Raw genomic sequence first — 22,220 nt, forward strand, 5'->3', positions numbered from 1 at the left:
TATAATCAGATAGATATGTATTTTAGGGAGGTGTATAATGAATTACTTTTTAATTATTTTATTGATTTTTTTAGATCAATGTTCTAAATGGATCATCCAAAGTAGATTTTCAGTCCATGAGTCTATACCTATTGTAAAAAATATATTCCATATTACTTATGTTCAAAATGTAGGAGCAGCTTTTGGCATATTGAAAAATCAAAAAATGTTTTTTATCATAGCTACTGTTTTTATTGTTTCTAGTATTTTTATTTATATATATAAGCAAAAAAATTTACATAAAATATTAACAGGTAGTCTAAGTTTAGTCATAGCGGGAGCTATAGGAAACTTTATAGATCGTATTCGATTTGGATACGTAGTAGATTTTTTTGATTTTAGAATTTGGCCTGTTTTTAATATTGCGGATATGTGTATTGTATTTGGAGCAATAGGACTTTGTTATTATATGATTTTTTTAGAAAATCGTAGCTAGAAAGGAAAGATTGGATTGGATCATATAGAGTTTATTGTGGATGATTTAGATGAAGAAACAAGAATTGATTTGTATTTATCTAAAGAATTAGCAGATTTTTCAAGAAGTTTTATACAAAAGTTAATTGAAAAAGAAAAAGTGAAAGTAAATGGAGAGACTATACAAGCAAAAAAATACAAGATAAAAGAAAATGATCTTATTGAAGTAGAAATTCCTAAGCCTGAAAAATTAAATATTCAAGCTGAGAATATACCTATTGAAATTATTTATGAAGATGATGATCTTTTAGTAGTCAATAAGCCACAGGGAATGGTTGTCCATCCAGCCCCAGGAAACTTTAATGGAACCTTAGTCAATGCATTATTATATCATTGTAAAAATTTATCATCTATTAATGGAGTTATCCGTCCAGGTATTGTCCATAGAATTGATAAGGATACCAGTGGCCTTTTAATGGTAGCTAAAAAAGATCATGTACATAGACACCTTGCAGAGCAATTAAAGGAACATACGATTAAAAGAGTGTATACAGCGCTTGTTCATGGCAATATAAAAGAAGAGGAAGGAACCATCCATGCACCGATAGGAAGACATCCTCAGGATCGATTAAAGATGGCAGTTGTACAAAGAAATGGAAAAGATGCCATTACTCATTTTAAGGTGTTAAAGAGATTTAAAGAATATACTTGGATAGAAGCTAGATTAGAAACAGGGAGAACCCACCAAATAAGAGTACATATGGCTTATATCAAATATCCTCTAGTAGGAGATCCTGTATATGGACCCAAAAAAGAAAAGTTTCATTTAAATGGACAAATGTTGCATGCTAAAATTTTAGGATTTATACATCCTACAAAGGAAAAATTTATGGAATTTGAAGTACCTCTTCCAAATCATTTTACACGAATCCTAAAAATTTTAGAAAATAATAATCTTTCAAAAAATGAATAGAGGTGACAATATGGAATTTAAAGCAAATATTATGGATGAAAAAGCTATGCAAAGAGCAATTACAAGAATTGCTCATGAAATTATTGAAAGAAATAAAGGGGTAGAAGGGATCGTCCTTGTGGGAATCAAAACAAGAGGAATTCCTTTTGCTAAAAAAATTGCAGAGAAAATAAGATCTATTGAAGATGTAAATGTAAATATGGGTATTTTAGATATTACTTTATACAGAGATGATTTGACACAAGTAGATGAAAATCCTGTACTGAATAGTACGGACATTCCTTTTGATATTACAAATAAAGTAGTTGTATTAGTAGATGATGTTTTGTATACAGGAAGGACTGTAAGAGCAGCTATGGATGCTATTATGGATATGGGAAGACCCAAGTCTATACAGCTAGCTGTTTTGATAGATAGAGGACATAGAGAACTTCCTATTCGTGCAGATTTTGTAGGGAAAAATGTTCCTACTTCAAGAGAAGAAATTGTTCGTGTACAATTTAATGAAATAGATGGAAGTAATGGAGTGAGTATTAATCAATAAAAAATTGAAAAGAAAGAATCAGTCCAAATCTATTGAGATTTGGACTGATTCTTTTGAAGAATTTCTACTATGTTAGACCTTGGGGTAATATAAATAGTTTTATTATTTTCATATATAACCATTCCTGGTTTTGCACCATTAGGTTTTTTGACATATTTAACAGTAGTATAATCTACTGGTACATTACTTGATATTTTTCCTTTGCTAAAGTATGCTGCAAGTTCAGCTGCTTCTAAAATAGTAGCTTGAGGGACTTCTTCATTATGTGTGACAATAATGACATGAGATCCAGGAATATCTTTTGTATGAAGCCATAAATCTTTTTTTGAAGCTATTTTTAGTGTGAGCTGATCATTTTGTTTATTGTTTTTTCCTACTAATATAGAATACCCATCTGAGGATATAAAAGACATAGGTTTACTAGGAGTATGTTTTTTAGAAGAAATTTTCTTCTTTTTTATATAACCTTCTTCCATAAGTTCTAGTCGAATTTCTTCAATATTTTCTAAATCTGATGTGTTTTCTATAGTTTGTATAAGATTTTCAAAATAAAGGATTTCATCATCTGCATCTTTTAATTGAGTATCTATTTCATTTTGTGCATTTTTAGATTTTGTATATTTTTTAAAATATTTTTGTGCATTTTGTGCAGGAGTTAGATGTTCATTTAATGAAATAGTGACTTTACCACAGTTTTCATCATAAAAGTTTATGACTTCTACGGATTTGTCTCCTTTTGTTATAGTGTGAAGGTTTGCAGTTAATAATTCTCCATAGATTCTATATTTTTGAGCTTTCATAGCGGATAAAAGCTCTTCGTTTAGCTTTTGCTTTTTATTCAATAGCTTTTGCATGGTATGGTTGATTAATTTTCTTAAATCTGTAGATTTTTGCTTGATTCTGTCAAATAAATCCCTTTGAATATAAAATTGTTCTAAAAGATCACTCATGCAATCAAAATCAATAGATGTATAAACAGATTGATAAATCTTAAGAGGGATAGGATAAAAATCAACAATTTGACCATTTTCTTTAGAGATGATTATGTGAGGATTTTGATTTTTTATACATAAAAATTTATGAAAATTGTTCCATAAATTTTTATAATCTGCATCTAAAAGCTCTATGACTCCTTTATCTTCTTCTATATGAGATAATAAACAAATTTCTCGTGCAGCTACAGGACTAATTCCTTGAAAACTTTTATAGATTCCTTTGTAAATAGGAGTTCCATTGCTGGATTCTTTGAGTTTGAATACAAAATCTTCAAAGGATAGATTTAGTGGATTTTGTTTTCCTTGTGTAGGGGGTGCAATATAATTTTTTCCAGGTAAAATTTCTCTATATCTATTTATATCTCCTGAAATTCTTTTAATGCTATCTAATATTTTATTTTGAGAAGGATCTAATAATATAATATTACTATGTTTTCCCATAATCTCAACAACCAATTGTTTGATAGATAAAACTCCTAGTTCATCATAGCTTTCTATACTTAGAACCACAATTCTTTCAAATTCTTTTTGATAGATATCTATGATTTTTCCTCCTTGAAGATGCTTTCTTAAAAGCATACAAAAGATAGGAGGGGTTTGAGGGTTGATTTTATCTGTATGGGTAAGATGAATTCGTGGATGATTGCTACTTGCAGAAATTAAAAGTTTGTATTTTTCTTTAAAGCAACGAATCAAGATATGAATTTCATCGTTTTCAGGTTGATAAATTTTATCTATTTTACCCATTAATATTTTTTCTTTTAATTCATGGACAATTGATGAAACTACAATTCCGTCAAAAGGCATATATATTCCTCCAAATATTTATTCTTGTTTTTCTAAGTATACCACTGTTTGTATAGATTTAAAAGTTTTCATAGAAAGGATACATATTGTAAAAAATAAAGAATAGGTAGATGAAATAAGTAAAATTTTGTATAATGGAAATGCTAAGATCTTAAGTATTTCTTAGAAAATTTGATAAATCTTTAGAAAAATCTATTTGAAGTCTTAAATTTTCCATGTAAAAGTGATATAATCATTACTTACGAGAGTAGAATATTTCTAATAAATTTATTTCATTTTAAAATAAATAGATGGAAGGATGAAAAGCATGATCAAGAGCATGACAGGGTTTGGAAGAGGTGAAGCAAAGGATCTAGATAGACAATTTATTGTAGAAATAAAATCTGTAAATCACAGATACAATGATATGGTAGTTAGAATGCCCAAAAGGCTTACATATTTAGAGGAAAAATTAAAAAATTTTATAAAGACAGAAATTAGAAGAGGAAGAATAGAAATCTATGTAACTATGGAGAATATAGGGGACACAGATACAAAAATTTCTGTAAATACATCACTAGCAAAGGAATATATAGACTCTCTCAAAGAAATTAAAGAACAATTTCATGTAATAGATGATATTTCTGTTTCTTTGGTAGGAAGGTTTCCAGATGTATTAAAAATAGAATCCAAAGAAGAAGATGAAGAAGCAGTATGGAATTGTCTAAAGGATGCAGCTATGAAAGCTTTAGACATGCTTATGAAAATGAGGATCGCAGAAGGTAAAAAACTAGTAGAAGATATAGAAAGTAGATGTGAATATATAAAGACAATAGTAGATGTAGTTGAGCAAAGAGGACCGAAAGTAGTAGAGGAATACAAATGTAAATTAAACGATAGAATTCATGAAATATTAGAAGAGGGTATTGAAATAGATGAAAATAGGTTAAATGTAGAAGTTGCTTTTATGGCAGACAAAAGTAGTATTACAGAAGAAATCGTAAGACTTAAAAGTCATATTGATCAATTAAAAAATACATTCAAAGAAAAGAATCCAGTAGGAAGAAAGTTAGACTTTTTGATCCAAGAGATGAATAGAGAAGTGAATACAATAGGTTCAAAAGCAAATGACTTAGAAATTACCAATAATGTAGTAGAAATAAAAAGTGAGTTAGAAAAGATTAGAGAACAAGTACAAAATATTGAATAGGGGGTTTACAAATGAGTATTAAATTAATTAACATAGGATTTGGAAATATTGTATCTGCAAATAGATTAGTAGCTATCGTAAGTCCAGAATCAGCACCTATTAAAAGAATTATTCAAGAAGCAAGAGACAGAGGAATGTTAATTGATGCTACTTATGGAAGAAGAACAAGAGCTGTAATTATTACAGATAGTGATCATATTATATTATCTGCTGTTCAACCGGAAACAGTAGCTCACAGATTATCTAATAAAGACGAAGGAAAAGATGCTGTACTTTAGAATGAACAATAGAATAGATAAAAAGGGGACTAAGAAATGAAAAAAGGTTTGCTAATTGTAGTGTCAGGTCCTTCTGGAACTGGAAAAGGTACTATTTGTAAGGAACTATTACAAATACAAAAAAATATAGGTCTTTCCATTTCTGCCACTACAAGAAATCCCAGAGAAGGGGAAGTAGATGGAAAAAACTACTTTTTTGTAGACAAAGATTTTTTTGAGAAAGAGATTTCTCAAGATGGATTTTTAGAATATGCAAAAGTATTTGATCATTATTATGGAACACCTAAAAAATATGTAATTGATCAAATCAATGATGGCAATAATGTTTTATTAGAAATCGATGTACAAGGAGCACTACAAGTAAAAAAGAAATATCCTGAAGCAGTATTACTATTTATATTGCCTCCATCTATGAAGGAATTAAAAAATAGAATTATAGGAAGAGGAACAGAATCACAAAAAGATATTGAAAAAAGATTTAGCAGTGCTATAGAAGAAATACAATATGTAAAAGAATATGATTATTATATTGTAAATGATGAAGTAAAAAAGGCTGTAGATCGAATAATAAATATTATAACAGCACATAAATATAAAGTGACAAAAGATATTGAAAAAATAATTTCTAAATTTAAGGAGGAGTGTTCATGTTAAATCCATCTGTAGCTGAATTAATGAAAAAAGTAGATAGTAGGTATTCATTAGTCATTGCAGCATCCAAAAGAGCAAGAGAAATTATTGATGGATCTGAAAAGATGACAACAGCACCATCAAATAAACCTGTTACCATTGCAACTCATGAAATTGCTGAAGATTTAATTAAATGTATAAGTGGAAGAGAACAAATCGAAAAATAATGAGGTGTAGGAATGAAAAAAAATGTTGTAGTGGGAATAACTGGAGGCATTGCAGCATATAAAGGAGCCGATGTAGTTAGCAGACTCAAAAAGCAAGGATTTGAAGTGTTTGTAATCATGACAGAATCTGCACAAGAATTTATCAATCCTTTGACTTTTCAATCTTTATCACAAAACTATGTGATTACAGATATGTTTAAAGAGCCAAAAACATGGGAAGTGGAGCATATATCTTTAGCAAAGAAGGCTGATTTATTTGTGATTGTTCCTGCAACTGCAAATGCAATAGGAAAAATTGCAAATGGAATTGCAGACGATATGTTAACTACTACTGTAATGGCAACAAAAGCACCTGTACTTTTGGCACCTGCTATGAATACAAATATGTATGAAAATCCTATTGTGCAAGAAAATATAAAGAAACTTAAAGATTTTGGATATTATTTCATAGAGCCTGCAAAGGGAAGACTTGCATGTGGAGATGTGGGAAGAGGAAAACTTCCAGAGCCAGAAGAAATTGTCAAAGAAGCTTCTTTATTACTGAAAAATGAACAAGACTTAAAAGGTAAAAAGATTTTAATTACAGCCGGTCCTACAAAAGAGCCTATTGATCCTGTTAGATATATCACCAACCATTCCTCTGGAAAGATGGGTTATGCTATTTCAGAGTGTGCAGCAAATAGAGGAGCAGAGGTTTTACTCATTTCAGGATCTACCAATTTAGAAACACCAAAGGGCGTAAAAAAGATTGATGTAGTTACAACAAAAAATATGTATGAAGAAGTGTTAAAACATTTTTCTTGGGCAGATGTTGTAATTAAGTCAGCTGCTGTAGCAGATTATCGTCCAGCTTACGTACAAGAAAATAAAATAAAAAAGAAAGATAATGACTTATCGATTACTCTTACTAGAAATCCAGATATATTAAAAGAATTAGGAGCAAAAAAAGAACATCAAATTCTTGTAGGATTTGCTGCAGAAACTCAAAATTTGTTAGAAAATGCAAATGATAAAATCAAAAAGAAAAACTTGGATTTTATTGTTGCAAATGATTTGACTAAAGAGGGTGCAGGATTTAAGAGTGATACCAATATTGTAAGCATTATAGATAAAAATGGATCAATAGATCACTATGAAAAAATGTCTAAAACAGAATTGGCACAAATTATATTAGATAGAGTAAAAAATTTAATGATTCAGGAGTAGGGATACCTGCTCCTTTGTTGTGTATACCCTATTGCTTTTGATATAATAAGGCCATGGAGGAAAAATCTATGGATAAATTTGCAAAAATTATTATCAATCATAAAAGCAATCAAACAGATATGGAATATACTTATGGTATTTTAGAAAGTATGTATGAAAAAATATGGATAGGGTCAAGAGTGATTGTTCCTTTTGGACAAGGAAATCGACCTATAGAAGGTTTTGTAGTAGATATAATAGACCATATAGATATTCCTAAAAATAAAATAAAGTATATTCAAAGAGTAGTAGATCATATTCTTTCAAAAGAGATGATTGAGTTATGTAAATGGATGAAAGAGGAATATATGTGTAAATTTATTGATGCTATAGGATGTGTAATGCCTACAGGAAAGTCATTGAAATTACAAAAATATATTATTCTTTCTGAACATATAGAAGAAAGTGATTTATTCAATTATGATCTTTCAAATAAAGAATACAAAATAATGAATTATTTGATTCGAAATAAAAAAATACAAGAAGAAATATTTATGAAAACATTTTCTGATAAAGATACAAAAGAAGTTTTGAAGAAACTAAAAGAGAAGAAGCTTATTCAAATCAAAAATCATTTTAAAAGTCATGTCAATCCGTCCTTTAAAAAAATGATAAAGCTTTGTGAAAAAGAAAATGTATTAGAGTGTATAAGTAATCGTGCTATCAAGCAAAGGGAAGTTGTATCTTATTTATTAAGCAAAAATCAAGTAGAGTGGAATGAATTAAGAAAAGAAACAAATGTATCATTGGCTACCATACAAGCCCTTGAAAAAAAAGGAATTGTTCGTATGATTATGGTTCAAAATAGAAGAGATCCTTATGAGCATATGGATATAGAAAAAACATATAATTTTCCTCTTACAAAAGAACAGATGTATGCAATGGAGAAAATCGTTCCTTTTATAAAAAAAGAAATGCATCATACTTTTTTAATTCATGGAGTTACAGGAAGTGGGAAAACTGAAGTATATATGAGATTGATTGATGAAGTTTTAAAAAAATCTAAAGAAGCCATCGTGCTTGTTCCAGAGATTTCTTTGACTACACAAATGATTGAAAGATTTAAAGGAAGATTTGGAAATCAAGTTGCAATACTGCACAGCAAATTATCTTTAGGAGAAAGATATGATGAGTGGGCGCGTATCAAAGAAGGAGAAGTAAAAATTGTGATAGGAGCAAGATCAGCAGTTTTTGCACCTTTTCGGAATCTAGGTATTATTATTGTGGATGAGGAACATGAATATACTTACAAATCCGAGTATACGCCCAAGTATCATGCTATAGATGTGGCAAAGTTTAGATGTCAAAAAAATAATGCAATACTTGTATTAGGATCAGCTACGCCATCTCTTGAAAGTTATACCAAAGGATTAGAGGGAGAATATGAAAAAATAGAGATGTTGGATCGATTTAATAAAAATCCTCTTCCTAAAGTAGAAATTGTAGATATGAGAGAAGAGTTAGAAAGAGGAAATAAAAGCATCTTTAGCAAAAAGTTATATGATGCCATTGAAGAAAAGTTGAATAAGAAAGAACAAATTATATTATTTTTAAATCGTAGGGGGTATTCTACATTTATTTCCTGTAGAAAATGTGGCTATGTAGTAAAATGTCCTCATTGTGACATTTCTCTTACTTATCATGCACAGACACATAAAGCTCAGTGCCATTATTGTGGATTTATACAAAATCCTCCTTCTCTATGTCCTCAGTGTAATAGTAAATATATTAAGTATTTTGGAGTAGGGACAGAAAAGATTGAAAGAATTACTAAAAAATATTTTCCTCATGCCAATGTGGCAAGATTAGATTTAGATACTACTACAAAAAAAGGTTCAATGGATCAAATTATAAAAAAGTTTAAAAAAAGACAGTTAGATATTCTCATAGGAACTCAAATGATTGCAAAAGGATTAGATTTTCCAAATGTAACTTTGGTAGGTGTTATTGCTGGTGATACAAGCCTTAATTTACCTGATTTTAGAGCAGCAGAAAAAACATTTCAACTGATTACTCAAGTTGCAGGAAGAGCAGGAAGAGGTGATCTTTTAGGTAATGTAATCGTACAAACCTATGAACCAGATCATTTTTCTATTCAAGCCGCAAAATATCATGATTATAAGTCTTTTTATCATGAAGAAATTTTACTTAGAAAAGAATTTTTATATCCTCCCTATACAGTGATTTTTACCATTTTATTTTCTGGAGACAAAGAAAAAGAAGTCATTGAAGGAGCAAATGATTTTACACAAATGTTAAAAAATCATCTTTTAAAATACAATATAAATTCAGAGGAAATAGTTTTTGGAGCCCATCCTGCTCCCCTTTCTAAAATAAAGGAAAAATATAGATGGCAAACTATTATCAAATGCAAATTAGTTGACCAAAAAACAATAAAAGGTATAATAAATGATATGAGATATCATGAACAAAATCATTTTTCTAGTATAAATATAAGTATAGATATAAATCCATTTAGTATGATGTAGAGGAGGAATAGTATGGCAATTAGAAATATTATTAAAGAAGGAGATCCAACCTTAAGAAAAAAATCTAGAACGGTTGATAAAATTGACGATCGAATTCAAACACTTATTGATGATATGGTTGAAACTATGTATGAAGCAGATGGGGTAGGTCTTGCAGCTCCACAAGTAGGAATTTTAAAAAGAATTATCGTTATTGATGTAGGAGATGGGATTATAGAGCTTATTAATCCTGAGATTATAGAACGAAAAGGTTCACAAATAGATAATGAAGGATGTTTAAGTGTGCCTGGAGCTACAGGTGAAGTAAAAAGACCTATGTGGGTTAAAGTAAAAGGCTTAAATAGACATGGTCAAGAAGTAGAACTAGAAGGAGAAGAACTTTTGGCACGAGCTTTTTGTCATGAAATTGACCACTTAGAAGGAATATTATTCATAGATAAAGTTATAAAGTAGGTGATAAAAATGAAAATTGTATTTATGGGAACGCCAGATTTTTCTGTACCTTGTTTAAAACAAATTATACAAGATGGACATGAAGTAATAGGGGTGTTTACTCAACCAGATCGACCAAAAGGAAGAGGAAAAAAATTGACATCTCCACCTGTAAAAGAGATAGCAATGGAGTACAATATTCCAGTTTTTCAACCACAAAAAATTAGAGAAGAAGAATCAGTACAACAAATAAGAGAGTTAAAACCAGATTGTATTGTAGTAGTTGCTTTTGGCCAAATTTTACCTAAAAGTATTTTAGACATTCCTAAGTTTGGATGCATTAATGTTCATGCATCTTTACTTCCAAAGTATAGAGGAGCAGCACCTATTCATTGGGCTATCATCAATGGAGAGAAGATTTCAGGTGTTACAACTATGTACATGGATGAAGGATTAGATACTGGGGATATGATTTTAAAAAGAGAGGTACCTATTGAAGATAAAATAGCAGGAGAGCTTCATGATGAGCTTTCTATAGAAGGAGCAAAATTATTAAAAGAGACTCTAGTACTTATTGAAAAGAAATGTGCCCCTAGAGAAAAACAAATAGACGAACAAAGTAATTATGCATCTATTCTTAATAAAGATACAGGCAAAATTGATTGGAAAAATACAGCACAAGACATTTATAATCTGATTCGAGGGGTGAATCCTTGGCCTACTGCCTACACAACTTATAATGGACAAAAAATGAAAATATGGAAAGCAAAGGTCACACAAGAGAGTTGTAATGAAATTTCAGGAAAAATTATAAAGGTCAATAAAGAAGGCTTGTTTGTATGTACCAAAGAGAAAATTCTTTTGATAGAAGAGATACAATTTCCAAATAGTAAAAGAATGACGGTAGATGCTTACTTAAGAGGTCATGACATAGAAGAAAATATCATATTAGGTGAATAATATGCATATGAATACTAAAAACAATAAAGTATTTATGGGTATGGTTTTTGTGATGATTTTACTATTTGTTTTTATCGGAGGAGCAGCTTTTTATTTAGTAAAATCTACCAACAGAGTATTATATGATTTTATTTTGACTATAATACTGATTATAACCTTATTCCTTAGTTTTTTTACTCTTGTTAGTATGATCATAATGATTCGTATTTTATATAATAAACAAATCTCTAGCTTTTCAATCAATTGGTTAAAATATTCATTACGAGTGATTTATTCTAATATTATGTATCTTTCTTCTTTTGTAAGAATAGATAAAGATTCCATTAGAAGTGTTTTTGCACAAATTAATAATAAACTTATTTTATCGTCTCATATATCTGTATCCAAAGAAGATATATTAATATTACTTCCTCATTGTATTCAAAAGTCAATTTGTCCTCATAAAATTACTACGAATATTGAGAACTGTAAAAGATGTGGGTTGTGTAATATTGATGAATTACTGAAATTAAAAGAAAAATATAAAGTACAAATATTTGTGGCTACAGGAGGAACATTGGCAAGAAAGATTATCAAAGAATTAAAACCAAAACTTATTATTGCGGTAGCTTGTGAGAGAGATTTAAGTAGTGGGATTAAAGATGTCCAAAGTATACCAGTTATAGGCATTCTTAATGAAAGACCAGAAGGCCCTTGTGTGAATACTTGTGTGAATGTAGAAAAAATAGAAAAAACTATAAAGTATTTTATTGGTGAGGAGGAGTAGTATGTATGGTAGAGGACTTTATTTACCATCAGGAATGATTTTTTTAATTCCTGCTATGCTCTTAGCTTTTTATGCACAAATGAAAGTAAAAAGTACTTTTCATAAATATTTGAATGTAGCTAGTACAAGAGGATATACAGGAGCAGAAGTGGCTAGAATGATTTTGGATAAAAATGGTATATACCATGTTTCTATTGAGCCTATAGGAGGGTACTTATCAGATCATTATGATCCAAGACACAAAGTTCTTAGATTATCTCCACAAGTATACAATGGAAGAAGTATAGCATCTATTAGTGTAGCAGCTCATGAGGTAGGTCATGCTATACAGCATGATCATGGCTATACTCCACTGATCCTTAGAAATACTATAGCACCTATTGCAAGCTTTGGTTCCCAGTTTGTTTGGATACTTGTATTTGCAGGTTTTGCTTTAAGAATTGGTTCTTTAATAGATTTAGGCATTTTGTTTTATTTAGCAGCAGTTGTATTTCAAGTGATTACTTTACCAGTAGAATTAAATGCAAGCAGTAGAGCAATAAATGAACTTCAAGAAAGAGGAGTGATTGCTATAGATGAAATAAAACCTTCAAAAAAGGTGTTATCTGCAGCAGCTCTAACTTATGTAGCAGCTATGGCTGTGTCTATTGCGCATTTATTAAGACTTATGCTACTTAGAAATAGAGACGAGTAATGCACCCATATGGGTGCATTGATTTTGTATATAGGAGGAAAAATATGAATGCAAGAAAATATGCTTATAAAATATTATTAGACATTGAACAAAATAATGCTTTTTCTAATATTGCAGTGAATAAAGAATTAAGAGGAAAAGATATCTCATCAGTAGATAGAAGATTAATTAGAGAGCTTGTATATGGAGTTTTGGAGAATAAAATTTATTTAGATTTTATCATTTCAAAACTTTCTAATACAAAAATGAATAAAATGGATAGAAAAGTGATTATAATTCTTAGAATAGGACTTTATCAAATTATATTTTTAGATAAAATTCCTGCTTTTGCAGCTGTATCAGAAAGTGTAAATATTATGAAAAAAATCAATCCAAGAGCAGCAGGTTTTACAAATGGAATTTTGAGGAACTATTTAAGAAATCAAGAGAAAATAAAAATTCCTTCTTTAAAAGAAAATTTAGAAATGCACCTCTCTATTCAATATTCTCACCCATTATGGTTAGTAAAAAAATGGTTAAACGAATTTGGACAAGACTTCACTATGAAACTTTTAAAAGCAAATAATGAAACACCAAAGTTGTCTATTCGAGTGAATACGCTAAAAACTACAAAAGAAAAGTTAATAAAAATGTTACAGACTGAAGGGGTAGAGGTAGATAAAAATACAAATGCAGAGGAATGTTTACATCTAGATCATGTAGGGAATATAGAAGAGCTAAAATCTTATCAAGAAGGACTTTTCCAGATTCAAGATGAAAGTTCCATGTTAGTAGGACTTGTATTAAATCCAAAGAGTGGCGAATGTATTGTAGATGTATGTGCAGCTCCTGGAGGGAAAACAACTCATATTGCCCAAATTATGAAGAATCAAGGTCAAATTATAGCTAGAGATATTTACCCTCATAAACTCAATCTCATTAAAGAAAATGCTAAAAAGTTAGGAATTGAAAATATTATAGTTCAAGAATTTGATGCCCAAAAGATAGATGTCGATTTGATTCAAAAGGCAGATCGGGTATTGGTAGATGCTCCTTGTTCAGGTCTTGGAATTATTAGAAGAAAACCTGAATTAAAGTACAACAAGACTCCAGACCATATCAAAGAAATTACAAAAATTCAATTAGAAATACTAAAAAATGCAAGTCAATATGTAAAAGACAATGGAGTATTAGTTTATAGTACTTGCACAATAGAGAAAGAAGAAAATATAGAAGTAATTAAAAAATTTATAGAATATGATAAAAATTTTGAAATCATAGATGTAAATCCATACATTCCTAAAAAGTTTAGAGGAGAAGAAAAGATGATACAGCTTTATCCTCATATTCATCATACGGATGGATTTTTTATCTGCAAATTAAGAAAGAAATCATAAGGAAATGAATCGAAATGTGGTATAATAGTGTTTGTAAAAAAAGGCGAAAAATCAATATTTATTGATTTATGTGGGGTGATTGAATGGAAATTGGAGCTTATTCTCATAAAGGTAGAGTAAGAGAAATGAATGAAGATGCTTATTGTATATCTAGTGGAGATTTAAATTTATTTATTGTTGCAGATGGAATGGGAGGACATAATGCAGGAGAAGTAGCAAGCAATGAGGCAATTCATTCTATAAAAGATTTTATGGAAAAAAACAAAGGGGTAGTTTCAAAAAATGATCAAGAAATTTGCCATGCATTAAAAGATGCCACTACTCATGCCAATTTAGATATTTTAAAAAAAGCACAACAAAATGAAGAGTATGAGGGAATGGGAACTACTTTAACAGTAGTGCTCATTGCGTCAAAGATTTATGTTGCTCATGTAGGAGATAGTCGAGCTTATCTTATTCGAAAAAATAGCATATCTCAAATTACTCAAGATCATTCATTAGTTGCTGAGCTTGTAAGGAATGGAAGTATCACAGAAAATGAAGCGAAGATTCATCCACAAAGAAATATGATTACAAGAGCTCTAGGAACAGATGAAGATATTAATATAGATTTGTATACACTCGATGTAGAAAAAGAAGATATTATTGTATTGTGTACAGATGGACTTACAAATCTTATAGAGATTGAAGAAATAAAGGATACATTAATAGATTGTGCAAACATTCAAAAAGCATGTGAACATTTAGTAGACCTTGCAAATGAAAGAGGCGGATATGATAATATTACTATTATTGCTATAAAAAATAGATAGATAGAAAGAATCGAGGTGAGAAAATGATAGGAAAAATTTTAGGAGACCGTTATGAAATTATTGAAAAAATAGGTGGCGGAGGAATGGCATTAGTCTACAAAGCAAAATGTAGACTACTAAATAGATTCGTTGCTGTAAAAATATTAAGACCAGAATTTACAAGTGATGAAGAGTTTATTCAGTCTTTTAGAAAAGAATCACAAGCTGCTGCAAGTTTATCTCATCCTAATATTGTAAATATTTATGATGTAGGAGATGAAAAAGATATTTATTATATTGTTATGGAGTATGTAAAAGGAAAAACATTAAAGCAATTGATCAAAGAAAAAGGTATTTTAAATTTTAATGAAACCATTCATATTGGAAAACAAATTGCTTTAGCTTTAAAACATGCCCATACAAATCATATTATTCATAGAGATATAAAGCCTCATAATATATTAATTACAGAAGATGGAAGAGTGAAGGTTACAGATTTTGGGATCGCTAGAGCAGTTACTTCTTCAACAGTTACTAATACAGGGAATGTAATAGGATCAGTACATTATTTTTCACCAGAGCAAGCTAGAGGTGGATATATTGATGAAAAATCCGATTTATACTCTTTAGGAATTGTTCTTTATGAGATGGCTACAGGAAAAGTTCCTTTTGAAGGAGAAAGTCCTATTTCTATTGCATTAAAGCATATTCATGAAGAGGTAGCACCACCATCTTTAATTAATGAGAATATTCCTAAGGGATTAGAAGATATTATTATCAAAGCTACTCAAAAAGATCAGTTAAAAAGATATAACAATACAGAGGAAATATGTGAAGACTTAGATAAAGTTTTAGCATATCCACAAGGAGATTTTGTAAATTTTGAAGAAGATGATGATAGTCCAACACAAGTGATTCCTGCCATTAAAGGAGAGCCTGTAGATATGAAAAGAATAGATGATAGAAAAAAAGATAAACCAAAGAACAAAACAAATAAAAAAATTGTATGGGGTGCAATTATTACAGCTTTTGTACTAGCGATTTTATTTACAGTAGGAGTATTTTATGCAAAAGATTTATTGACAGTAGATGAAAAGCCAGTTCCAAATGTAGTAGGTATTCCTTACGAAGAAGCAAAAACAAATCTTGAAAATCTTGGATTTAAAGTAGAAAAAGCTTCAGAAAAAAGCAGTGCTGAATATGAAAATGGTTATGTAATGGCTCAAGATCCTTCTGATGGAGAAGTAAAAAAAGCCGGTTATACCATTAAGTTAACTGTAAGTACAGGAGCTAAGTTAGTAGAAGTACCTTCTTTTGTAAATGAAAATATTGATGAAATAGATGATTTATTAGAGAATGCAGGGCTAAAAGAAGGAATTGTAAAACCAGAATATAGTAATTTGCCAAATGGAGTAATTATTAATCAAAGCCCAAAGGCCTATAAAGAGGTCAAAGAAGGAACTGAAGTAAATTTTATTGTAAGTCAAGGACCAGAAGTGAAATTAGTAGAAGTACCTAATGTAGAGGGAGAAGAAATAAATGTAGCCAAGAGAATCATTGAATCAAAGAACTTAATATGTGGCAAAGTTGAATATAAATATGATGACAGTGTTGACAAAAACAAAGTAATTACACAAAGTCTAAAAGCAGGATCAGAGGTAGAAGAAAATAAAGTTATAGATCTATTGGTAAGTAAAGGTGCTGAAGGATTAACACAGCCGTCAGAAGAAGAAGAGCTTCAAATGAAAACTGTATCATTGCCTATTAGTTATGATCCAGCAAAGAGAGAAGAATTTGATTTAAAAATCGTAAAAATTCAAAATGGAGTTTCTACTACTATATATAATGGTACTCATAAAAAATCAAATAACGGAAAAGAGTCTATTTCTATTTCAGGTAGAAATAAAGCAACTATTGAAGTCTATTTTGATAATGAAAAAATTACAACAAAGCAAATAGATTTTGAAACGGGGAAATATTATGATTGATGGAAGGATTATAAAAGGGATCGGGGGATTTTATTATGTACAATCAGGGAAAGATGTTTATGAATGTAGAGCAAGAGGAAAGTTTAGAAAAGAAAAAATTATTCCTTTAGTGGGAGATCAAGTAAAGATTCAAGTTCAAGAAAACCAAAAAGGTGTTGTAGAAGAAATACTACAGAGGTCTACAGAGCTTATTAGGCCTCCTGTTGCAAACATCGATCAAGCTATGATTGTATTTGCTGTAAAAAAACCTGATCCAAATCTTACTTTATTAGATCGTTTTTTAGTTATGGCAGAAAGTAGAGAAATAGATGTGGTGATTTGCTTTAATAAAATGGATTTAAGTGAAGAAAAATGTACAAATTTAAAAGAAATTTATTCTCAAGCAGGATATAAAGTGGTAGCTACTAGTGTAAAAGAAAATAAGGGGATAGATGATGTAATAGAGACTTTGAAAAATAGAGTTACAGTTTTTGCAGGGCCTTCCGGAGTAGGAAAATCTTCATTACTTAATTCTATTCAACCGAATTTATCTTTACAAACAGGAGAAATTAGTCAAAAAAATAAAAGAGGAAAGCATACTACAAGACACGTAGAATTGCTTCCATTAGATTTTGGAGGGTGGGTATTAGATACTCCAGGATTTAGTTCCTTAGAGCTTGATTTTTCAGAAGAAGATCTTCCATTTTTATTCAAAGAGTTTAATTCTTTATTAGGACAATGCAGATTTAATGGATGTAAGCATATAAATGAGCCAGATTGTTCTGTAAAAGATGCAGTAGAAAGTGGAAAAATTAGTTTATCAAGATACGAAAGCTATATTCAATTATTACAGGAAATGAGTCAAAAGAGGAGGTATTAAATATGGCAAAGTTAGCACCATCTATATTATCAGCAGATTTTTCAAATCTTTTAGAAGATATAAAAAAGGTAGAGAATGCAGGGGCGGATTTATTGCATATAGACGTAATGGATGGTCATTTTGTTCCCAATATTACAATAGGACCATTGATTTTACAAAGTATAAAAGGAAAAACAAATCTTCCTTTTGATGTACATTTAATGATAGAAAATCCAGATCTTTATATTGAAGAGTTTGTAAAGAAAGGAGCAGATATCATTACAGTACATGTAGAGGCATGTCCTCATCTACATAGAACGATACAAAATATAAAATCATATGGAGTAAAAGCAGCTGTCTCTTTAAACCCTGCAACAAGTTTAAGTACTATTGAATATATCCTAGAGGATGTAGACATGGTTTTACTCATGTCCGTAAATCCTGGATTTGGAGGTCAAAAATTTATTCCTTCTGTAATAGATAAGATTAAAAAATTAAGAAAAATGATCCAAGAAAAGAATCTAAATGTAGAGATTGAGATTGATGGAGGAGTTAAAATAGATAATGCCAAAGATGTGGTAAAGGCAGGAGCTCATATATTGGTTGCAGGTTCTGCTGTATTTGGAGCAGATGATGTATCCAAAGCAGTGAGAAGGTTTAAAGAAGAGACAAGCCTGTAGGAGGTTTATTATGAGGTGTGTCATTGTTACAAATGGAGAGATCCTTCATTATGAAAGCATAAAGAATAAAATGAAAGATTATGATTTTTTAATTTGTGCTGATGGAGGAGCAAAACATCTATTAAAAATGGATCTAGTACCTCATTTTATTGTAGGTGATTTGGATTCTATTGACGAAGAGGTTAAAAAATATTTTCAAGAGAAAAAAGTGATATTTTATAAATTTCCTAAGGAAAAAGATTATACAGATACAGAACTAGCGGTAGAATATGCTCTTCAAAAAGGTGCAACAGAAATTTTATTTTTAGGAGCAATAGGAAGTAGAATGGATCATACTCTAGCCAACGTAACTTTATTGGTAGATTTATTAAAAAAAGGAATAAAGGCAAAGATTATTAATGAACAAAATGAAATCATAGCAACAAATAAAAATATAGAGATAGAAGGAGAAAAAGGAGAATATCTTTCTATCATTCCCCTATGTGAGAAAGTAGAAGGAATTACATTAAAGGGGCTAAAGTATCCACTTTTTGAGGCTACTATTTCTATGGGATCATCCATTGGCATTAGTAATGAATTTAAGGAAAAAAAGGCAAGGATTGAGATTAAAAAAGGAATCATTTTAATTATAAAAGCAAAAGACAAAAGCCCATTTTAAATGGGCTTTTGTCTTTATAGCAAAGTTATAAAAAACGTCACCAAAGATGTTCCTTGTTTTTATAACTATGCTAAAACATAAATTTATTCAATAGTCTGCTAATCCATATTTTAAATGGGTTTTTATTTTTTTGTAGCAAATATTTATGATTATGAATAATATATAATAATATGTATGAATACTGAGGTGGTTTTTTTGAAAAGAAGAAATTCAATCAAAAAAATATTGGGAATTTTAATAGCTTTAGGTGGAGCGGTAGTGTTGATAGAATGTGTACCTTTGTGGATTTGGTATACTACATTAGGAGTGTTATGTATTATTTTAATATTATTATTTTTGATTCGATAGGATCATGGGAATTTTTAAAAATCATTGAAATGGAGGAATGATTTTGAGAAGAAGAAAATATATCCATAGAAGAGCACAAAAAAAAATAATAGGATGTTGTCTCTTAGGTATTGGAATTGCAATTGTTGCATTTATGTTACTTCCTCCAAGTGCTTGGATTGTTTTAGGAGGAATTATTATGATTTATATAGGGTATAAATTGTTTTGTAGTTGTTGATGATAAAGGAAAAGCCTACCTAAATAGGCAGGCTCTTGAAAGCTATATAGCTCTTTCGACCTTATTAGAACGAAGACATCTAGTGCATACATGAATTCTCTTTGGAGAACCATCTACGATAGCTTTTACTTTTTTTATATTTGCACTCCAAGATCTTCTGATATGACGATTAGAGTGACTTACTGCATTACCAGATATTTTACCTTTTCCACATACGTCGCATGCTTTTGACATATATAACACCTCCTTCGAGTGAGTATCCACCTATTACAAACATTAACATTTTACCACATGTATAGGGTTTTATGCAACTATTATGAAGAAATTGATGGAAAACATTTTAAAAATGGAAAGAAATATCATTTCAGTTGAATCATTAAATAAATTCATATAAAATAGAGTATGGATATGATAAGGTTTTAGAAAGGACAAAAAAGGAGGATTCAAATGAGTGCCAAATTAGTAAATGAATTAGGAAATATTTTCATAGATGATGAGGTTTTGGCAAGTATTGCTGGAATATCCGCAATGGAATGTTATGGATTAGTAGGCATGGCTAAAAAATCAACTGGAAATGGGTTAGTAGAACTTTTAAAAAGAGAAAATTTAGGGAAGGGAGTAAAGGTACGATCCGAAGAGGATCAGATTATTATAGATCTCTTTATTGTAGTACAGTTTGGAATTCGAATATCTACGGTTGCTCAAAATATCATTGACAAGGTAAAATATAATATTGAAACTATCACAGGATTAAAGGTAGAAACCGTAAATATTCATGTGCAAGGAGTTAGAGTACAAAAGTAATTTGAGGAGGTACGATCTTGAAGGTTCAAATAATAGATGGAGTATTGCTCAAAAAGATGTTCATTCAAGGAGCAAATATATTAGAAGAAAATAAAGAAGAGGTAGATGGATTAAATGTATTTCCAGTTCCAGATGGAGATACTGGAACAAATATGTCTCTTACTATGCGTTCGGCAGCAAAAGAGATCAAAGAATTAGAAAATAATAATGTAAAAGATATAGCAGAGAGTATGGCAAATGGATCTTTAATGGGAGCTAGAGGAAATTCCGGGGTAATTTTATCACAGCTTTTTAGAGGGTTTGCCAAGGAGTGTGAAAATAAAGAAGAATTAACAGTAGTAGACTTGGCAAATGCCATTAAGAGTGCTTCAGAAACAGCATATAAAGCAGTTATGAAGCCTATTGAGGGAACTATTCTTACTGTAGCAAGGGAAATGGGAGAAAAAGCTATTCATATAGCAAAAGAGACAAAGGATATAGATATATTTTTAAAGTCTGTAATAGAATATGGAGAATATACATTATCTCAAACTCCTAATATGTTGAAAGTGTTAAAAGAAGCAGGTGTAGTAGACGCAGGCGGAAAAGGTCTTATTTTTATTTATAAAGGTTTTTATGAAGCAATTACAGGAAAAGAGGTAAAGATAGAGCCAATTAAAATCTCAAATCCTGTACAAACAGAAAATAGAGGAATGCAAAATATTGAATTTGGGTATTGTACAGAATTTATTATTAAAGGTAAACAAGTCGATATAGATATGTTTAAAAATAAAATAGGTAAATTTGGAGATTGTATGTTAGTAGTAGGAGATGGAAATTTAGTAAAGGTACATATTCATACAAATCATCCAGGTATTATTATAGAAAGTGGTCTTGAATTAGGAGAATTGATGAACTTAAAAATTGATAATATGAGACTACAACATGAAAATAAAATTTTTGATCAAGTAGATGAAAAAGAAGAAATAAAGGAAGTTGGAATGATTACAGTCACTATGGGAGAAGGACTTACAAATATTTTTAAAGATTTAAATGTAGATAGGGTTATTACAGGAGGGCAAACTATGAACCCTAGTACAGAAGATATTAAAAAAGCAATTGATGAAGTCCGTGCAAAGCATATATTTATATTCCCAAATAATAGCAATATCATACTAGCTGCTAATCAAGCAAAACAATTAAGTGAAAAACAAATTACAGTGATCCCCACTAAGACTGTTCCACAAGGAATTGCAAGTATTTTAGCGTATCATGAAGATTTGGATATAAAAGAAAATGAAAAAAATATGATACAAGCTTTACAAAATGTAAAAACAGGACAAATCACTTATTCTGTCAGAGACACAAAATTTAATGATTTAGATATTTATAAAGATGATATTTTAGGAATGATGGATGGGGAAATTATAGGGGTAGGAAAAGATATTGAAGAAGAGGCTTATAAGCTTCTAAAATATATGATTCAAGAAGATGATGAGATTGTTACTATTTTTTATGGAAAAGATGAAGATGAAGATTGTGCTCATGAGCTTGCACAAAAAATACAAGAAGAGTATGAAGATATTGATGTAGAAGTTTATTCTGGAGGACAACCTCTTTATTATTACATATTTTCTATAGAATAAGAAATGACGCAAGTCATTTCTTTAGCTTATACACAAAGTTATAAAAAACGTCACTAATTTTTAAATTTGGAAAATATGAAGAAACGGTCGAAAATAGCATTACAAACTCGCTATGTTCAAACAGTGTAATGCTAATGATTTTCTTACTTATTCTATATTTTCACAAATTCTCAATAATTGTTCCTTATTTTTATAGCTTTGATAAAAGATTAT

At 30.0% G+C, this 22,220-nt stretch carries 25 protein-coding genes; 23 read left to right on the top strand and 2 right to left on the bottom strand.

From position 1 onward, the window contains the following. Nucleotides 1-37 precede the first annotated feature (37 nt). Genes lspA through pyrR form a run of 3 tightly spaced genes read left to right on the top strand, consistent with a single transcriptional unit; the run spans nucleotide 38 to nucleotide 1,970 of the window. Nucleotides 38-475, top strand: coding sequence for a signal peptidase II (lspA, locus tag BN2409_RS12370; RefSeq protein WP_053956931.1), 438 nt, complete (start codon nucleotides 38-40; stop codon nucleotides 473-475). Between the two features lie 15 nt (nucleotides 476-490). Then, on the top strand, nucleotides 491-1,426 hold the full coding sequence (locus BN2409_RS12375; protein WP_053956932.1) for an RluA family pseudouridine synthase: 936 nt from the start codon (nucleotides 491-493) through the stop codon (nucleotides 1,424-1,426). A 10-nt stretch (nucleotides 1,427-1,436) separates the two neighbouring features. Beyond that, nucleotides 1,437-1,970: a bifunctional pyr operon transcriptional regulator/uracil phosphoribosyltransferase PyrR gene (gene pyrR, locus BN2409_RS12380; protein WP_053956933.1), complete on the top strand. Its 534-nt coding sequence runs from the start codon at nucleotides 1,437-1,439 to the stop codon at nucleotides 1,968-1,970. A 29-nt stretch (nucleotides 1,971-1,999) separates the two neighbouring features. On the opposite strand, the gene BN2409_RS12385 is transcribed toward pyrR, so the two are convergent. After that, nucleotides 2,000-3,772, bottom strand: coding sequence for an Rqc2 family fibronectin-binding protein (locus BN2409_RS12385; protein ID WP_053956934.1), 1,773 nt, complete (start codon nucleotides 3,770-3,772; stop codon nucleotides 2,000-2,002). Nucleotides 3,773-4,079: 307 nt separating this feature from the next. On the opposite strand from BN2409_RS12385, the gene BN2409_RS12390 reads away from it, so the two are divergent. The 18 genes from BN2409_RS12390 to BN2409_RS17285 all read left to right on the top strand — a co-directional run bounded on the left by BN2409_RS12390 (nucleotide 4,080) and on the right by BN2409_RS17285 (nucleotide 19,578). Then, nucleotides 4,080-4,961 (top strand): YicC/YloC family endoribonuclease, encoded by an 882-nt coding sequence (locus tag BN2409_RS12390; RefSeq protein ID WP_053956935.1) that lies wholly within the window; start codon nucleotides 4,080-4,082, stop codon nucleotides 4,959-4,961. Nucleotides 4,962-4,972: 11 nt separating this feature from the next. Next, nucleotides 4,973-5,239 (top strand): extracellular matrix/biofilm regulator RemA, encoded by a 267-nt coding sequence (gene remA, locus BN2409_RS12395; protein WP_053956936.1) that lies wholly within the window; start codon nucleotides 4,973-4,975, stop codon nucleotides 5,237-5,239. A 36-nt stretch (nucleotides 5,240-5,275) separates the two neighbouring features. After that, nucleotides 5,276-5,893, top strand: coding sequence for a guanylate kinase (gmk, locus tag BN2409_RS12400; protein WP_053956937.1), 618 nt, complete (start codon nucleotides 5,276-5,278; stop codon nucleotides 5,891-5,893). Continuing rightward, nucleotides 5,887-6,096 (top strand): DNA-directed RNA polymerase subunit omega, encoded by a 210-nt coding sequence (gene rpoZ, locus BN2409_RS12405; RefSeq protein ID WP_053956938.1) that lies wholly within the window; start codon nucleotides 5,887-5,889, stop codon nucleotides 6,094-6,096. The genes gmk and rpoZ overlap by 7 nt, the downstream gene beginning before the upstream one ends. 12 nt (nucleotides 6,097-6,108) lie before the next feature. Continuing rightward, on the top strand, nucleotides 6,109-7,302 hold the full coding sequence (gene coaBC / locus BN2409_RS12410) for a bifunctional phosphopantothenoylcysteine decarboxylase/phosphopantothenate--cysteine ligase CoaBC (RefSeq protein WP_053956939.1): 1,194 nt from the start codon (nucleotides 6,109-6,111) through the stop codon (nucleotides 7,300-7,302). A gap of 68 nt (nucleotides 7,303-7,370) precedes the next feature. After that, a complete protein-coding gene (gene priA / locus BN2409_RS12415; protein WP_053956940.1) occupies nucleotides 7,371-9,830 on the top strand; it encodes a primosomal protein N' in 2,460 nt (819 codons plus the stop codon). Between the two features lie 12 nt (nucleotides 9,831-9,842). Continuing rightward, nucleotides 9,843-10,283, top strand: coding sequence for a peptide deformylase (gene def, locus BN2409_RS12420; protein WP_053956941.1), 441 nt, complete (start codon nucleotides 9,843-9,845; stop codon nucleotides 10,281-10,283). A gap of 9 nt (nucleotides 10,284-10,292) precedes the next feature. Continuing rightward, a complete protein-coding gene (gene fmt, locus BN2409_RS12425; protein ID WP_053956942.1) occupies nucleotides 10,293-11,222 on the top strand; it encodes a methionyl-tRNA formyltransferase in 930 nt (309 codons plus the stop codon). A 7-nt stretch (nucleotides 11,223-11,229) separates the two neighbouring features. Beyond that, nucleotides 11,230-11,988: a DUF116 domain-containing protein gene (locus BN2409_RS12430; protein WP_199873017.1), complete on the top strand. Its 759-nt coding sequence runs from the start codon at nucleotides 11,230-11,232 to the stop codon at nucleotides 11,986-11,988. 1 nt (nucleotide 11,989) lies between these two features. Beyond that, nucleotides 11,990-12,682: a zinc metallopeptidase gene (locus BN2409_RS12435; RefSeq protein WP_053956944.1), complete on the top strand. Its 693-nt coding sequence runs from the start codon at nucleotides 11,990-11,992 to the stop codon at nucleotides 12,680-12,682. A 44-nt stretch (nucleotides 12,683-12,726) separates the two neighbouring features. Continuing rightward, the gene (rsmB, locus tag BN2409_RS12440) at nucleotides 12,727-14,058 is read left to right on the top strand and encodes a 16S rRNA (cytosine(967)-C(5))-methyltransferase RsmB (protein ID WP_053956945.1); all 1,332 of its coding nucleotides are present in this window, start codon (nucleotides 12,727-12,729) and stop codon (nucleotides 14,056-14,058) included. A gap of 83 nt (nucleotides 14,059-14,141) precedes the next feature. Continuing rightward, nucleotides 14,142-14,870, top strand: coding sequence for a Stp1/IreP family PP2C-type Ser/Thr phosphatase (locus BN2409_RS12445; RefSeq protein WP_053956946.1), 729 nt, complete (start codon nucleotides 14,142-14,144; stop codon nucleotides 14,868-14,870). Nucleotides 14,871-14,893: 23 nt separating this feature from the next. Continuing rightward, complete coding sequence (gene pknB / locus BN2409_RS12450) at nucleotides 14,894-16,837, top strand: Stk1 family PASTA domain-containing Ser/Thr kinase (protein ID WP_053956947.1); 1,944 nt, start codon at nucleotides 14,894-14,896, stop codon at nucleotides 16,835-16,837. Continuing rightward, nucleotides 16,830-17,696: a ribosome small subunit-dependent GTPase A gene (gene rsgA, locus BN2409_RS12455; protein WP_053956948.1), complete on the top strand. Its 867-nt coding sequence runs from the start codon at nucleotides 16,830-16,832 to the stop codon at nucleotides 17,694-17,696. Before pknB ends, rsgA begins: the two co-directional genes overlap by 8 nt. A 2-nt stretch (nucleotides 17,697-17,698) precedes the next feature. Then, nucleotides 17,699-18,355 (top strand): ribulose-phosphate 3-epimerase, encoded by a 657-nt coding sequence (gene rpe / locus BN2409_RS12460; protein WP_053956949.1) that lies wholly within the window; start codon nucleotides 17,699-17,701, stop codon nucleotides 18,353-18,355. A 10-nt stretch (nucleotides 18,356-18,365) separates the two neighbouring features. After that, nucleotides 18,366-19,013, top strand: a complete 648-nt coding sequence (locus BN2409_RS12465; protein ID WP_053956950.1) for a thiamine diphosphokinase — start codon at nucleotides 18,366-18,368, stop codon at nucleotides 19,011-19,013. A 195-nt stretch (nucleotides 19,014-19,208) separates the two neighbouring features. Next, a complete protein-coding gene (locus tag BN2409_RS17280) occupies nucleotides 19,209-19,361 on the top strand; it encodes a hypothetical protein (protein ID WP_199873018.1) in 153 nt (50 codons plus the stop codon). Between the two features lie 43 nt (nucleotides 19,362-19,404). After that, nucleotides 19,405-19,578, top strand: coding sequence for a hypothetical protein (locus BN2409_RS17285; RefSeq protein ID WP_199873019.1), 174 nt, complete (start codon nucleotides 19,405-19,407; stop codon nucleotides 19,576-19,578). Nucleotides 19,579-19,620: 42 nt separating this feature from the next. Here BN2409_RS17285 and rpmB read toward each other — a convergent pair whose 3' ends face one another. Further along, on the bottom strand, nucleotides 19,621-19,812 hold the full coding sequence (rpmB, locus tag BN2409_RS12470) for a 50S ribosomal protein L28 (protein WP_053956951.1): 192 nt from the start codon (nucleotides 19,810-19,812) through the stop codon (nucleotides 19,621-19,623). A gap of 213 nt (nucleotides 19,813-20,025) precedes the next feature. Here rpmB and BN2409_RS12475 point away from each other — a divergent pair, with 213 nt between their 5' ends. Next, entirely contained in the window at nucleotides 20,026-20,382 is a 357-nt protein-coding gene (locus tag BN2409_RS12475; protein ID WP_053956952.1) for an Asp23/Gls24 family envelope stress response protein, read from the top strand. Between the two features lie 17 nt (nucleotides 20,383-20,399). Continuing rightward, a complete protein-coding gene (locus BN2409_RS12480; protein WP_110943116.1) occupies nucleotides 20,400-22,007 on the top strand; it encodes a DAK2 domain-containing protein in 1,608 nt (535 codons plus the stop codon). The last annotated feature ends 213 nt before the right edge of the window (nucleotides 22,008-22,220 follow it).

Origin of the sequence: Inediibacterium massiliense (assembly GCF_001282725.1) — a bacterium.
GTDB lineage: Bacteria > Bacillota > Clostridia > Peptostreptococcales > Thermotaleaceae > Anaerophilus > Anaerophilus massiliensis.